The following is a 14616-nucleotide window of genomic DNA, read 5'->3' on the forward strand; positions in this document are numbered from 1 at the left end:
ATGGCTGTGCCTGGAACAGCGCTTGGCATGTCTCGGCGTCTACAAGCGCTGATTGCATCAATTGGTGAACAGCCTCCCTCGAGCCTTGCCCAACTTGAGCGCCGCGTTGCTGATGCTGGATTGGTTGAGCAGGATCTTTTGCCATGGGCAGAATTCCATCACCCTTTGGAAGATAGTTATGGGCGGCGATTGGTCTGGAAATCTGATTTTGTTGAGCTCATGGTGATGAGCTGGATCCCTGGTGATTTCAGCGCAATCCATGACCATGGTACGGCCCACTGGGGAGTCGTTCAGTCTTTTGGTCCTGCAACGCATTCGTTGTTCAGGCTTAATGGATCACAGCTTGAATTTGAGCGTCAAAGTGACTACTACCCTGGTCAGATTCAAACAGTTGATCATCGCCTGATTCATCAGATGGGCAACGCCAGCAGCAATCCTTTTGTGAGTTTGCATGTTTATGCGGCTCTCCAGCCATTAGCCACCATCACCGCCAATGCCCGTGTATTCGATGTGGTGGAAGGGGTAATCCAGTTCACTGATGGAGGCGTGTTCTTTGCCTTGCCTGACAGTCAGGTGAAACGTCAGATCACGGGACTGAGGGCCAATTCCTCGCTCGTCTCCCATCAACGTCGGTTGCGGGATGCGCGTCTGCAAGTGATGGCCCACGCCTGAACAAAAAAAATCCCTCCGTAGAGGGATGAAATGCCCTGAAAAGGCGACGGTGAAATCGGAGCGGCGGGATTTGAACCCACGACCCCCACTACCCCAAAGTGGTGCGCTACCAAGCTGCGCTACGCCCCGTCAGAATCAAGTTATCACAAGGCATCCACGCTCTTGATCCGTCGTCGGATCCGGGCGAGAAGACGGACGGTCAGCCGCTCGCGTGATTCGCCTGAATACCCCCAGATGCGCAGTTCTCTCGACAGCTCGCGCAGCTCTCGCATGCCCATGGAGGCAAGCTGCAACTCCGGCAAGGTCCTCCAGGCTCGCGAGCTCATCGGCAACGGTGCTTTCGCCCCCCGCTCTCCGATGTTGATCGTGCCGTCCGCGATCCATTCCGGGATCAACACCACGAGCACCGCAATCAGGCCATACAGCTCCACGAGACCTCTTGGCAGAGGATGGAGGCGACGCTTTGCGGTTGGTTTGGGAGGGGAGGACACAGGGCTGTCTTGGTCAGATCGCGAGGGTTCCAGGATTGCTCGGAGTGCTGTCGAGCGTTGGTCCAGAGTCTCGCCATAGGAAGGGCTGGCCGTCTGGGGACGGTGCTCGGAGGGAGAACGCCAGGGCGAACACCATGAGCACGGTCGCGACCAGAATGGCGATCACCCAGCGATCCGGGAGGGTGCGATTCACGGATTCAACGCAATCGGACTGTTGTCGCCACGCAGCACGCAATGGCTGATGGTCCAGTCGTAGTGACTCCAAACCGTGTCGGGCAAGCGGTAGTCAGCCCCGTCGAAGTCTCCGAGGGCGACCCCTGTGGGCATCGCCGAGCAATAGGGCCTGCTTCCTGGTCTTGCCAGGTACTGCTGGTGATAGCCCTCAGCGAAGTAATACGGACGATCGGCGGCGATCTCTGTGGTGATGTCACCGTGGCCAGCCGCGGAGAGGGCGGTTTGATACCAAGCACGACTGGCCTGGGCCAATTGCATCTGGCGGGCATTGGTGGTGTAGATCGCTGATCGGTATTGGCTGCCTCGGTCGTTGCCCTGGCGATCACCCTGGGTGGGATCGTGACACTCCCAGAACAGTTTGAGTAGGTCACTGACGTCGATGGCAGGGGTGCTCCACACCACGCGCACCACTTCGGTGTGGCCGGTTCGTCCGCTGCAAACCTGGTCGTAACTCGGTTGGTCGGTCTGACCGCCTGCATATCCCACAGACGTTGAAATCACGCCTGGGAGCCTCCAGAAGCCTTTTTCGGCGCCCCAGAAGCAACCGCAACCGAACACGATCTCTTCCTGGTCCTCCATCAGGGGAGCGCGCAGGGGAGATCCGAGCACGACATGGCGCTCGATGCCATCGCCCTGCTCACGAGTCCCCGTGGACCCTGTCAACCAATTGGGGAGCATGCCAAGGACACATCAGAGCCCAAATTAGGGGGTTGTCACTGGATCGAGGCGAATGTGATTGAGCAAGGTGGTGACAAAGGCAAAGAGCAGGAACGGCAGGCTCAGAACGAGAATCAATCCCACCCCAACGAGTGCAAAAAGAGGTCTTGAAGACCCCATGAGCGCCAGGCCTGAAGCGAGGCTCACGAAGATCACAGCCATCCAAGCCAGGATTTGGACGTAAATGTCACCGAACGTGAGCGTGCAGCGAACGTGAAATGGGGTGTCGTTGCCTGACGTCATGATTCCAGGGCAGTGATCTCAGCTAAGCCGAAGGCGTGAGCTTTGTCCGCCGTTCATTGCGCAAGCGTTGCGTCAGGCCACGGATTCCAGCCGTTCCTCGGCCTGTTCCCGCTCCCAAAGACTGCGGTAAAGCCCCCTTTCTTGGATCAGCTGATTGTGATGTCCTTGCTGCACAAGGCGACCCTCTTCGAGCACGAGGATGCGATCGCATGCAGCAGCGGCAGAGAGCTGGTGGCTGATCATCACCACGGTTCTTTGGGTCTGACGGCGCACTGATGTGAGGATTTCAGCGGCTGTGTTGTTGTCCACGCTCGCGAGGGCATCATCCAGCACCAGCACAGGACAGTCCATCAGCAGGGCCCGTCCCAGGGCCGTGCGCTGGCGCTGGCCTCCACTGAGGGTGATCCCCCGTTCCCCGACCAGGGTGTCCATGCCGTCAGGGAAGCCGCGAACGTCGCTCATTAACCGTGCTTGCTCCGCTGCGGACTCCACCCTGTTCATGGAAGCCTGAGGCTCGCCGTAGCGGAGGTTGTCTGCCAGCGAATTGGTGAACAGATAGCCCTCCTGGGGGACGAGAGCGATCTGAGCACGCAGATCATCGAGGCGAAGTCTGGTCACGTCATGACCATCGAGGAACAGCTCTCCAGCTGGAACATCCACCATCCGGCCGAGGGCCCTTGCCAAGGTCGTCTTCCCGCATCCCACGGGACCCACCACAGCCACGAGTTCTCCAGCTCGAATGCGGAAGCTGAGGCCGTTCAACGTGTCCTTTGCACTGTCTTCGTATCGGATGTGCAGGTTGCGGGCCTCAAGCTCGCCACGCACTGGCTGTTGAAGTGGGGTCAGTTGGCCGCTGTCGCGAATCAAAGGTTCTCTTGAGAGGAGTTCCTCCACCCGCTCAAGGCTCACCTGACCGGTTTGAAAGGTGTTCAGAGTGAATCCCAACAACGCAGTTGGGAACACCAGCCGTTCCACATACAGAATCAGCGCCACGAGTCCGCCGATCGACAGCGTGCCCTGTTGAAGCTGCCCACTACCGAGGGCCAGCAGGAGGAGAAGGGAGATCGAGGAAATTCCCTCCAAGAGGGGAAACAAAGTGCTGCGGGTTTTGGCCAGTTGGATCGCGGAATCGCGGTAGCGGCGATTGCGAGAACTGAACGCATCGAGTTCCTGATCTTCCTGGTTGTAGATCTTGATCGCAGCGATGCCTGAGAGGTCCTCCTGGATCAGTTCGCTCAGTCCTGATAACGCCTCCTGTTGCCGGCGCTGCTGATGCATCATTCTTCGCCCGAACAGTCGGACGGATCCCAGCATCACCGGGTAAAGCGCAATGGCTGCCACGGTGAGTCCTGGGTCAATCGCCAACATGGCCGGCAGGGTGAAGGCGTAGGCCAACGCGGTGTTCGTGAGACTGAGCACGGCAAACCCCAGCAGCCGGCGAACGTTCTCCACATCACTGGTGGCTCTGCTGATCACTTCGCCGCTGCCGGTTTTTTGAACCCAGCCGGGCTCCTGTTGAAGCATCTGGTCAAAGAGCTTCTGGCGCAGCTCCACCTCCACCTGGCGCCCCACACCGAACACGAGTTGACGGGAAATCAACCGCACCACCGCCATCGAGCTCGCCAGGAGAACGATCCAGCCGGCCTGGGTCAGCACATCCGACAGCGCAAAATCGTTCTGAAGATCGTCCACGACCCGCCGGACTTCCAAAGGGATGGTGACGCTGAGAATGTTCACCACCACAAGAGCGATGGCGCCAAGCATCACCGTGCGTCGGTGAGGTTTCAGGTAGCGGCCGATCAGATCGAGGCGGAAGGCGGCCATCGGAGATCCTGAACAGACAACAACCTAGGCATCAGTCGATGCGTCAGGCTGCGGCCAATCGCGAGCGTGGCGTGTCCGATTCCGGTGATCAGAACCATCCTCTCGAGGCGATTGATCGCGACACCGTGGATCATCTGCTGGCTTGTGAACGCCCAGGCGATCAGGAAATCACAGACCTGGCGCGGCTTTTCATGCGTTATGAACCGTTCCCCGGTGCCGCTTCCCTTCGCAACGATCTCGATCGGGTTCTGACCTTCTGGGGGCTATCCCGCGAGGAGCTCAATAGCAAGGCGCGGGCGCTCTGGTCTGCAGGTTTCCGTCCCGGCCAATCCGAAGCGGACGGTGTGGGATCCGGTTTCGATGCTCAGCAATCCGACAGCCCGTAACGCTGAGACGAAGAGGCGCCGGAAGAACTGGCCAGCAAGCGCATTGTGGGTGATATTGGTTTATCCCCATCACCTGGCCCGGAGTGCTCAAGCACCCGGGTTTTTTTCTGCTCACGGGTCGCTGCAACGCGTCAGAGGCTCTGCTCCATGGTTTCTTCGCCCATGTCCTGGTCCAAGCGTCTTGATCACTTGCTCAATGGCGGTGTGTTCAGCCATGCCGAATCCACAGAGCTGATGGAAGCCTGGCTTGCGGAGGCGCTCACGCCTGTGCAAACGGGTGCCTTTCTTGCGGCCCTGCGCTCGAGGGGCGTGGATGGAACCGAATTGGGAGCGATGGCCGCAGTGCTGCGCCAGGCCAGCCCCCTCCCTTGCGAGCGACCGACTCTGCGCCTGGTGGATACCTGTGGCACGGGCGGAGATGGTGCGGACACCTTCAACATTTCCACGGCTGTGGCGTTCACGGCTGCCGCTTGCGGAGCCACCGTGGCAAAGCATGGCAATCGCAGTGCGAGCGGCAAGGTCGGCTCTGCTGATGTTCTCGAGGGCTTGGGTCTCCATCTCAAGGCTCCTGCCGCTCAGGTGGTAGACGCCTTGCCTGCCACACGGGTGACCTTTCTGTTTGCACCCGCTTGGCATCCCGCACTGGTGAATCTCGCTCCGCTGCGCAAGAGCCTGGGTGTGCGCACCGTGTTCAACCTGCTGGGCCCTCTTGTGAATCCCCTGCGTCCTGATGGCCAGGTGCTCGGCGTGGCGACGGATGACCTGCTCGATCCCATGGCCGAAGCCTTGCGCTCGCTGGGGCAGGACAGAGCTGTGGTGGTGCACGGATCAGGCGGTTTGGACGAAGCCTCCCTGGCGGGCCCCAACCCTGTGCGCATCCTGGAGAAGGGTCAGGTGCGCTCGGAATGGATTGCTCCGGAGGATCTGGGTTTGCAGCAGGCACCGCTCGATGCCTTGCGTGGAGGTGATCTGGTTTGCAATCAGACCATCCTTGAAGAACTGCTGAGCGGGCGCGGCAGCCAGGCGCAGAACGAGGTGGTTGCTTTCAACACAGCGCTTGTGCTCTGGGTTGCTGGTGTGGAATCCGATTTCAAGCAGGGTGCGCAGAAGGCTCTCGCAGCCCTGTCCCAAGGCTCTCCATGGTCTCGCCTGGAACAGCTGCGCACTGCGCTGTCCCCCGCCAAGGAAGAATGAACGTATCTGACGTGCTGAAGGGATCAGTTCGACAATGAATGCAGCCTCATCCGGGAACACGGCGATGCTGATGCTCGCTGATGGAACCGTGTTTCAAGGCCTGGCCTGCGGAGCTTTGGGGACTGTCGTGGGTGAGGTGGTCTTCAACACGGGGATGACTGGCTATCAGGAGGTGATGACCGACCCCAGCTATTCCGGTCAGCTGGTCACGTTCACTTACCCAGAGCTGGGCAACACCGGCGTGAATGCTCACGACCAGGAGGCTGATCACGCCCACGTGCGTGGATTGATCGCCCGCCAGCTGTCTCCGGTTTCCAGCAACTGGCGCTCCACCCAGAGTCTGCAGACCTGGCTGGAACAGCAGGGTGTGGTGGGTATCCAGGGAATCGACACGCGCGCTCTGGTGCGTCACCTGCGCGAAACGGGCGCGATGAACGGGATCATTTCGTCCTCAGGGCGCCATCCGGTCGATCTGCGCGAGGAGCTTCTCGCCGCTCCTTCCATGGAGGGGCTCAACCTTGCCGATCGGGTGTCTACGGCAGAGGCCTACACCTGGGAGAAGCCCTGCAGCGTGGCCTTTGACCGTCGTTTGCAACCCGGCCGACGCGATCACCCCTTCCGTGTTGTGGCGATTGACTTCGGCATCAAGCGAGCCATTCTCGATCGGCTCGTGGGCCACGGTTGTGCCGTCACGGTGCTTCCCGCATCGGTGGATCTGAACACCGTTCTGTCCCATGAGCCCGAGGGGGTTTTCCTGTCCAACGGTCCTGGTGACCCCGCGGCTGTCACGCATGGGATTGAGCTGGCCCGTGGCCTCCTCGCGCAGCAAACGCTGCCGTTGTTCGGGATTTGCCTCGGCCATCAGATCCTCGGTCTGGCCCTCGGTGGTGAAACGTTCAAGCTTGGTTACGGCCATCGCGGACTCAACCATCCCTGCGGCACCACTGGCCAGGTGGAGATCACCAGCCAGAACCATGGGTTTGCGCTCGACGCCGCAAGCCTTCCCCAAGACCAGGTGGACATCACCCATCTGAACCTCAACGACCGCACGGTGGCGGCGATGGCCCACCGCCATCAACCTGTGTTCAGCGTGCAATACCACCCGGAAGCCAGTCCTGGACCTCACGACGCGGATCATCATTTTTCCCGATTCGTCACACTGATGTCGGATCGCCGTTGATCCGTGGTCTGCACAGGTATGCATCCCTACACTTCGCACGACGCGATCCAAGGGGGTCTGTTCCCATCACTGAACTTCAGCGACTGACTGTTTCCCTTCGTGGCGGCTTTGAGCAGAAGGATGGGTGTCTGGTGTTTCACTTCACAGGACAGCTGGATGCCTATTCCGAGAAGCAGTTCCTCAGCTACGTCACTGACGTTCTCAAGGCCAATGCCTCCCCAACGGTTCTCGACCTGAGCAAGATCGATTTCCTTGATTCATCTGGTTTGGGGGCTCTGGTGCAGCTCGTCAAGCAGTGCAAAGACGCCAAACGCAGTTTCGTGATGGTGGGCAATGCCCGGGTCACCCAAACGGTGAAGCTGGTCAGGCTTGAAGAGTTTCTGCACCTGGTGAACGACCTGCAGACGGCCTTCACGCAGTTGGCTGCTTGAGCGACTGGATCCGGCTTCAGCAGGCCTTGCCTTCGCAAGCATCAGACCTTGGACCTCTCCAGCTCGCCTGGCTTGGTGATGCGGTTTGGGAACTCCATCAACGGCTGCGACATTGCCGGCGGCCTGGTCGTTCCGCCGACTTGCATCGTGCGGTTGTGTCGGAGGTTCGGGCTGATGCGCAGGCTCTTGCCCTGGAGCGCCTTCAGCCTCTGCTGACCGATTTGGAACGGGATCTCGTGCGTCGCGGTCGCAACCGTGCCGGTAAGGGGCCCCGTGGTGGGGACCCCGCGGCTTATGGGAAGGCCACGGGATTTGAGACAATGGTTGGCTGGCTCTTTCTTCACAGTCCCGCGCGGCTAGCCCAGCTTCTCGATCGCCTTGAAGAAACCGAATCATCCCTGTCATAACCATCGATCCCATGAGCTCACGCTTCGACCGCCGCCCGTCCCGTCCCCTTCGCGGCGGGGGTCCTGGGGGTGGGCGCCCGTCCCGAGGCGGACCGCGTGGCCGGTCGTCGCGACCGGATGAGGGAGGGACAGGACTGCGTCGTCGTGAGCAGCGCAGCGATGCGCGTGATGCGCGTGACGCCTCCCCCTGGCGCGGAGAGCGTGATGGTGGTGACGGCAGGCGCAGAGGTCCTTCGCGCAGTGACTCCCGCGATTTCAAGCGACCTGCAGGGCGCTCAGGGGCGCGCTCGCTCGACGGTGGTGGACGAGGCCGCCGCGATCAACGCACTGACGACCGACGTTTCCCTGAACGCAACCGCGCCTTGCCCCTGCGCAGTCGATCGCCGCGATCGGATCGGCAGGATCGTTCGGATCGCCCGGACCGTCGGTTTGAAGAGAAGCCCCGCGGCGAGTCCAGTTCCCATTCCGCCGATCCCGTCGCCGACGATCTCCTCTGGGGACGCCATGCCACCCAGGCTGCCCTTGAGGCCGGTCGCCCCATTCACCGCATCTGGTGCACCAGCGAGATGCGCAGTGCACCGCGGTTCATGCAGCTACTGAGAGACGCCAAGTCGTCTGGAGTGCTCGTGGAGGAGGTGACGTGGGCCCGCTTGGCGCAGATGACCGGTGGCGCGGTTCATCAAGGCATTGCCCTGCAGACCGCTGCTGCAGACACCCTGGACCTTGCTGATCTGATCGAGGGCTGTGCCGCCCTTCAGGAAGCTCCTCTGTTGTTGGCATTGGATGGTCTGACCGACCCTCACAATCTGGGAGCCATCGTGCGCTCCGCAGAAGCCCTCGGTGCCCACGGCGTGGTTCTGCCGCAGCGTCGGAGTGCAGGCTTGACCGGGTCGGTGGCCAAGGTGGCGGCCGGCGCTCTGGAGCACCTGCCCGTCGCGAGGGTCGTGAACCTCAACCGATCCCTGGAAACCCTCAAGGATGCGGGCTACCGGGTGGTCGGCCTGGCTGAGGAGGGCGACCAGACGCTGGAGGAGGCTGACCTCGAGGGTCCGCTGGTGGTGGTGACCGGTTCAGAAGGACAGGGCCTGTCGATGCTGACCCGGCGCCACTGCGATCAACTGATCCGCATTCCCCTGCGGGGCGTTACGCCCAGTCTCAATGCGTCAGTGGCGACCGCTCTCTGCTTGTACGAAGTGGCCCGTCGCAGCTGGATGAAAGGTCTGCGTGGACAGAACCCTTCACCCCAGATCGTGCGCCCCAATTTGCAGGCGGCACCGCAACCTGATGCCAGCGTTACGGCGCCGGAAACCGTGCTGGACCTTCAGCTTGAACGGTCCACCGAGCTGGCGACTCCGCGTTTCGATGGAAGTGTTGAACTCTGAAAGCCGACAGCTGTGCTGAATCGGGGCACAATGGCATCGACTTCATCGCTCCGCCATGAGCCCGCTGAACAGGCCGATGCGCTCCCTTGCCAACGGTCTTGGACTCGCCTGGTGGGCCAGGGTTCAAACGCAGAGCCCTGATGTCACCTACTGGTACGGCCCTTTCGTTCGCCGTTCCAGCCTTCAGGCAGCCCTTCCGGATTTTCTTGCAGACCTCGCCTCTGAGTCGCCTGCGGCCATCGAGCATTCCCTGATCCGTTGCCGTCGCACGGAGCCCTTCACGATTGAGTCCCAGTCCTGAGGGGATCACTGGTCTCTCGACTGGCTGATAGCGTCTCAACTGCACGAAAATCCTGACCATGGCGATCGCCGAATGGCGTCAGCAACTGGCGAACGGAGAGGTTTCAGCGCGGGAACTCACCGACCACCATCTGGCCAGGATTGAAGCGGTCGAACCCGGAATCCATGCCTTCCTCGAGGTCACCGCTGAGCGGGCCCGGGCTGATGCCGATCGCGTTGACGAAGCACGGGCCTCCGGTGAGGACCTGCCTCCGCTCGCAGGCATTCCTTTGGCGATCAAGGACAACCTCTGCACCCGCGGAGTGCGCACCACCTGCTCCAGCCGGATGCTCGAGCAGTTCGTGCCGCCTTATGAGTCCACGGTCACCGAACGTCTCTGGGCTGCCGGCGCTGTGTTGCTCGGCAAGACGAATCTCGATGAGTTCGCCATGGGTGGATCCACCGAGACGTCGGCCTTCGGTCCAACGGCGAACCCCTGGAACCCCGAGCATGTTCCCGGTGGCAGTTCCGGTGGCAGTGCCGCGGCTGTGGCTTCCGGTGAGTGCTTGGCATCCATTGGCTCCGATACCGGTGGTTCCATTCGTCAGCCGGCCTCGTTCTGCGGTGTTGTTGGTCTGAAACCCACCTACGGGCGCATCAGTCGTTACGGCCTTGTCGCCTTTGCCAGTTCCCTTGATCAGGTGGGCCCTTTCAGCCATTCCGTGGCCGATGCTGCTGAGCTGCTTCAGGTGATGGCCGGTGCGGATCCCCGCGACTCCACCTGCTTGAACGCTCCCGTTCCCGATTACTGCGCGGCCCTGGGGCGGCCTGTGGAGGGCCTGAAAGTTGGTCTGGTGAAGGAATGCTTCGAGCAGGAAGGCCTGGATCCTCAGGTGAAAGCATCCGTTCTCGCTGCTGCTCAGCAGCTTCAGGCTCTGGGAGCGGACCTCGTGGATGTGAGCTGTCCTCGCTTCAACGACGGCATTGCCACCTACTACGTGATCGCACCGTCTGAGGCTTCGGCCAACCTGGCCCGCTACGACGGCGTGAAATATGGATACCGGGCCGAAGATGCGGCCTCACTGGCTGCCATGACCGCCCGCAGCCGCGCTGAAGGGTTTGGCAGTGAGGTGCAGCGTCGCATCCTGATCGGCACCTATGCCTTGTCTGCGGGCTACGTGGATGCCTACTACAAGAAAGCCCAGCAGGTGCGCACGCTGATCCGGCGTGACTTTGATGCCGCGTTCCAGTCTGTGGATGTGTTGCTCACGCCCACAGCTCCCGGCACGGCCTTCAGGAACGGTGCCCATGCGGATGACCCCCTGGCGATGTACCTCTCTGATTTGCTGACCATTCCGGCCAATCTCGCGGGACTCCCAGCCATCAGCGTCCCTTGCGGTTTCGACACCGGTGGATTGCCCATTGGCGTGCAGCTGATTGGAAACGTGCTCGAGGAACCACTTCTTTTGCAGGTGGCGCATCAGTTCGAACAGGCCGCTGATGTGATGAAAACCCGTCCAGAAGCGGCGTTCATTCCCGGCTGAATGCACTAGATGCGGTGTCGGCATGTCGGCGCTTCCACTGCATGTTGCGCCGGCCCTTAGGCTGAGGGTATGGCTTTCGTCCCCCTTCACAACCACAGCGATTACAGCCTTCTGGATGGTGCATCCCAGCTGCCCCAGATGGTTGAGCGCGCCAAGGCGTTGGGCATGCCGGCACTGGCCCTAACGGATCACGGTGTGATGTACGGGGCCGTGGAGCTCCTGAAGCTTTGCAAGGGCGCGGGAATCAAGCCCATCATCGGCAATGAGATGTATGTCATCAATGGCTCCATTGATGACCCCCAACCCAAAAAGGAGCGGCGCTACCACCTGGTTGTGCTGGCGAAGAATGCCGTTGGTTATCGGAATCTCGTCAAGCTCACCAGCATCAGTCACCTGCGCGGCATGCGTGGTCGGGGAATTTTTTCGCGCGCCTGCATCGACAAGCACCTTCTTCAGCAACACAGTGAAGGCCTGATCGTGGCCACCGCTTGTTTGGGCGGTGAGATTCCTCAAGCGATCATGCGCGAGAGGCCCGATGTGGCCAGGGATGTGGCCCGTTGGTATCAGGAGGTGTTCGGCGACGACTTCTATCTCGAGATTCAGGATCACGGCTCTACAGAAGACCGCATCGTGAATGTGGAGATCGTCAAGATTGCCCAGGAACTGGGAATTCAGCTGGTCGCCACCAACGATGCTCACTACCTGACCAGCAACGACGTGGAAGCCCACGACGCCCTTCTCTGCGTGCTCACGGGCAAACTGATCAGCGACGAGAAACGCCTCCGTTACACCGGAACTGAATACCTCAAGAGTGAAGAGGAGATGGGTCGGTTGTTCGCCGATCACCTCGATCCTGCTGTGGTGCAGCAGGCCATTGCCAACACGGTGTCCGTCGCTGAAAAAGTTGAGGATTACGACATTCTCGGCCGCTACCAGATGCCCCGCTTCCCGATTCCGGAGGGGCATACGCCAGTCACTTACCTTCGCGAGGTCACCGAGCAGGGTCTGCGCGATCGGCTTGGACTGTCAGCTGACGGGACGATCGAGGCGACCTATGCCGATCGTCTCTCCCATGAGCTTCAGATCATGGAGCAGATGGGATTTCCCACCTACTTCCTGGTGGTGTGGGACTACATCCGTTTCGCCCGCGAGCAGGGGATTCCTGTTGGACCAGGCCGCGGCTCTGCAGCGGGTTCACTGGTGGCCTACGCCCTTGGGATCACCAACATCGACCCGGTGAGCAATGGCTTGCTGTTTGAGCGTTTCTTGAACCCTGAACGCAAGTCGATGCCTGATATCGACACCGACTTCTGCATCGAACGCCGGGGCGAGGTGATCGATTACGTCACGCGCCGTTACGGCGAGGAGAAGGTGGCACAGATCATCACCTTCAACCGGATGACGTCGAAAGCCGTGCTCAAGGATGTGGCCAGGGTGCTGGATATTCCTTACGGCGATGCCGACCGGCTGGCCAAGCTCATCCCTGTGGTGCGCGGCAAGCCAGCCAAGCTCAAGGCCATGATCGGCGATGAGTCACCGAACCCCGATTTCAAGGAGAAGTACGACAAGGATCCTGTCGTACAACGCTGGGTTGATATGGCGATGCGCATCGAGGGCACCAACAAGACCTTCGGTGTGCACGCTGCCGGTGTGGTGATTGCCGCGGACCCCCTCGACGAGTTGGTCCCCCTGCAGCGCAACAACGATGGTCAGGTGATCACCCAGTACTTCATGGAGGATGTGGAGTCGATGGGCCTCCTGAAGATGGATTTTCTGGGGCTCAAAAACCTCACGATGATCGACAAGACCCTTGAACTTGTCGCTCAGAGCAGTGGGGAGCGGATTGATCCCGACCAACTCCCTCCCCAGGATCAAGGCACCTTCGATCTTCTGGCCCGGGGTGACCTGGAAGGCATCTTCCAGCTGGAATCGACCGGGATGCGCCAGATCGTTCGCGATCTCAAGCCATCGTCGCTGGAGGATATTTCCTCAATCCTGGCGCTGTATCGACCTGGACCTCTCGATGCCGGTCTGATTCCCAAGTTCATCAACCGGAAGCACGGCCGGGAGGCGATTGACTTCGCCCACAGCACCCTGGAGCCGATTCTCAGCGAAACCTACGGAATCATGGTGTACCAGGAGCAGATCATGCGGATCGCGCAGGATCTCGCTGGTTACTCCCTCGGGGAAGCTGACTTGCTGCGCCGGGCCATGGGTAAGAAAAAGGTGTCTGAGATGCAGAAACATCGGGGCATTTTCGTGAAAGGTGCTTCCGAGCGCGGCGTCGACGAGAAGGTTGCCGATGAACTCTTCGACCAGATGGTGCTCTTCGCCGAGTACTGCTTCAACAAAAGCCACTCCACGGCGTATGGGGCTGTGACGTATCAGACCGCATACCTCAAAGCGCACTATCCCGTGGCCTACATGGCTGCGTTGCTCACGGTCAACGCCGGCGCCAGTGACAAGGTTCAGCGTTATATCTCCAACTGCAACGCCATGGGCATCGAGGTGATGCCTCCGGATGTCAACGCGTCAGGCACCGACTTCACCCCCCGCGATCAGCGCATCCTGTTCGGTCTCTCGGCAGTGCGCAATCTTGGTGATGGCGCCATCCGCGCCCTGATTCGTTCCAGGGAAGCGGATGGGCCCTTCGAATCCCTCGCCGATCTATGCGATCGCGTTCCCTCCAGTGTGATCAATCGCCGCAGCCTCGAATCCTTGATTCACTGCGGTGCCATGGATGCGCTTGAGCCAGAGGCCAACCGCGCCCAGTTGATCGCCGATCTTGATCTGCTGCTGGATTGGGCGACGTCCCGCGCTCGCGACCGCGCCAGTGGTCAGGGCAATCTCTTTGATCTGATGGCCGGCGCTGCCGGCGGCGAGGCTGATGCCCCCACGGATCTGAGCCTGGCGCCCAAAGCTGCACCGGTGAAGGACTATCACCCCAGTGAAAAGCTCAAGCTTGAGAAGGATCTGGTGGGCTTCTACCTCTCAGACCATCCGCTCAAGCAGCTCACCCCTCCGGCCCGACTGCTCGCTCCGATCGGGCTTGGTGGTTTGGAAGAGCAAGCGGATAAGGCCAAGGTGAGCGCGATTGCCATGGTGAGCGAAATGCGCCAGGTCACCACCCGAAAGGGAGACCGCATGGCGGTGCTTCAGTTGGAAGATCTCACAGGGTCATGTGAGGCGGTGGTTTTTCCCAAGAGCTACGCCCGGCTTGCGGATCATCTGCTCGCTGAGGCCCGTCTCCTGGTGTGGGCCGCTGTGGATCGCCGCGATGAGCGTGTTCAGCTGATTGTGGATGACTGCCGCGCCATCGATCACCTGCGCCTGTTGATGGTGGAACTGGACGCCGATCAGGCCAGTGATGTGGCGGTTCAACACAAGCTGAGGGAATGCCTCCAGGCGTATCGACCCGAACAGGATGAACTCGGCGTGCGCGTGCCGGTGGTGGCCGCCGTGCGACGGGGTTCTGATGTTCGGTATGTGCGCCTTGGGCCCCAATTCTGCGTTCGTGATGCCGCTGCGGCGCAGAAGCATCTCCTCGAGAGCTCCTTCAGGGTCAGTTGCAGTGACCCGTTATTGGTTTGATCACTCTGATTTCGTCCCCTACTGAGCGTCTGATTTCAGTT

The 14616-nt window shown here is 60.6% G+C and carries 15 protein-coding genes and 1 tRNA gene; 10 read left to right on the plus strand and 6 right to left on the minus strand.

Annotated elements, in window-relative coordinates:
* On the plus strand, positions 1-672 hold the full coding sequence (locus tag SynBMKMC1_RS06065) for a cysteine dioxygenase family protein (protein WP_186473077.1): 672 nt from the start codon (positions 1-3) through the stop codon (positions 670-672).
* Between the two features lie 55 nt (positions 673-727).
* On the opposite strand, the gene SynBMKMC1_RS06070 is transcribed toward SynBMKMC1_RS06065, so the two are convergent.
* The 6 genes from SynBMKMC1_RS06070 to SynBMKMC1_RS06095 form a co-directional block, all read right to left on the minus strand.
* Positions 728-801, minus strand: a tRNA-Pro gene (locus SynBMKMC1_RS06070).
* A 14-nt stretch (positions 802-815) separates the two neighbouring features.
* Complete coding sequence (locus tag SynBMKMC1_RS06075; RefSeq protein WP_041428467.1) at positions 816-1163, minus strand: hypothetical protein; 348 nt, start codon at positions 1161-1163, stop codon at positions 816-818.
* A 13-nt stretch (positions 1164-1176) separates the two neighbouring features.
* Positions 1177-1356, minus strand: coding sequence for a hypothetical protein (locus SynBMKMC1_RS06080; protein ID WP_186473078.1), 180 nt, complete (start codon positions 1354-1356; stop codon positions 1177-1179).
* Complete coding sequence (gene msrA / locus SynBMKMC1_RS06085) at positions 1353-2075, minus strand: peptide-methionine (S)-S-oxide reductase MsrA (RefSeq protein WP_011932964.1); 723 nt, start codon at positions 2073-2075, stop codon at positions 1353-1355. The genes SynBMKMC1_RS06080 and msrA overlap by 4 nt, the downstream gene beginning before the upstream one ends.
* Positions 2076-2099: 24 nt before the next feature.
* The gene (locus SynBMKMC1_RS06090) at positions 2100-2357 is read right to left on the minus strand and encodes a hypothetical protein (RefSeq protein WP_011932965.1); all 258 of its coding nucleotides are present in this window, start codon (positions 2355-2357) and stop codon (positions 2100-2102) included.
* Between the two features lie 72 nt (positions 2358-2429).
* Positions 2430-4181 carry an ABC transporter ATP-binding protein gene (locus tag SynBMKMC1_RS06095; protein WP_186473079.1) on the minus strand — a complete coding sequence of 584 codons (1752 nt, stop codon included), beginning with the start codon at positions 4179-4181 and terminating at the stop codon, positions 2430-2432.
* Between the two features lie 38 nt (positions 4182-4219).
* Between SynBMKMC1_RS06095 and SynBMKMC1_RS06100 the strand changes: the two genes are divergently transcribed.
* The 9 genes from SynBMKMC1_RS06100 (at position 4220) to SynBMKMC1_RS06140 (ending at position 14575) form a co-directional block, all read left to right on the plus strand.
* Positions 4220-4567, plus strand: a complete 348-nt coding sequence (locus SynBMKMC1_RS06100; protein WP_186473080.1) for a DUF3288 family protein — start codon at positions 4220-4222, stop codon at positions 4565-4567.
* A 147-nt stretch (positions 4568-4714) separates the two neighbouring features.
* Positions 4715-5761 (plus strand): anthranilate phosphoribosyltransferase, encoded by a 1047-nt coding sequence (trpD, locus tag SynBMKMC1_RS06105; RefSeq protein ID WP_186473081.1) that lies wholly within the window; start codon positions 4715-4717, stop codon positions 5759-5761.
* Positions 5762-5795: 34 nt separating this feature from the next.
* Complete coding sequence (gene carA, locus SynBMKMC1_RS06110; RefSeq protein ID WP_011932969.1) at positions 5796-6941, plus strand: glutamine-hydrolyzing carbamoyl-phosphate synthase small subunit; 1146 nt, start codon at positions 5796-5798, stop codon at positions 6939-6941.
* Positions 6942-7024: 83 nt separating this feature from the next.
* On the plus strand, positions 7025-7372 hold the full coding sequence (locus tag SynBMKMC1_RS06115; RefSeq protein ID WP_186473352.1) for an STAS domain-containing protein: 348 nt from the start codon (positions 7025-7027) through the stop codon (positions 7370-7372).
* Positions 7369-7779 carry a Mini-ribonuclease 3 gene (locus tag SynBMKMC1_RS06120; protein ID WP_011932971.1) on the plus strand — a complete coding sequence of 137 codons (411 nt, stop codon included), beginning with the start codon at positions 7369-7371 and terminating at the stop codon, positions 7777-7779. The genes SynBMKMC1_RS06115 and SynBMKMC1_RS06120 overlap by 4 nt, the downstream gene beginning before the upstream one ends.
* Positions 7780-7790: 11 nt before the next feature.
* Complete coding sequence (gene rlmB / locus SynBMKMC1_RS06125; RefSeq protein ID WP_186473082.1) at positions 7791-9161, plus strand: 23S rRNA (guanosine(2251)-2'-O)-methyltransferase RlmB; 1371 nt, start codon at positions 7791-7793, stop codon at positions 9159-9161.
* 55 nt (positions 9162-9216) lie between these two features.
* On the plus strand, positions 9217-9462 hold the full coding sequence (locus SynBMKMC1_RS06130) for a DUF1816 domain-containing protein (RefSeq protein ID WP_041428468.1): 246 nt from the start codon (positions 9217-9219) through the stop codon (positions 9460-9462).
* Between the two features lie 58 nt (positions 9463-9520).
* Positions 9521-10984: an Asp-tRNA(Asn)/Glu-tRNA(Gln) amidotransferase subunit GatA gene (gatA, locus tag SynBMKMC1_RS06135; RefSeq protein ID WP_011932974.1), complete on the plus strand. Its 1464-nt coding sequence runs from the start codon at positions 9521-9523 to the stop codon at positions 10982-10984.
* 69 nt (positions 10985-11053) lie between these two features.
* Entirely contained in the window at positions 11054-14575 is a 3522-nt protein-coding gene (locus tag SynBMKMC1_RS06140; RefSeq protein ID WP_186473083.1) for a DNA polymerase III subunit alpha, read from the plus strand.
* Positions 14576-14616: the final 41 nt, after the last annotated feature.

The organism is Synechococcus sp. BMK-MC-1 (assembly GCF_014279955.1).
GTDB lineage: Bacteria > Cyanobacteriota > Cyanobacteriia > PCC-6307 > Cyanobiaceae > Synechococcus_C.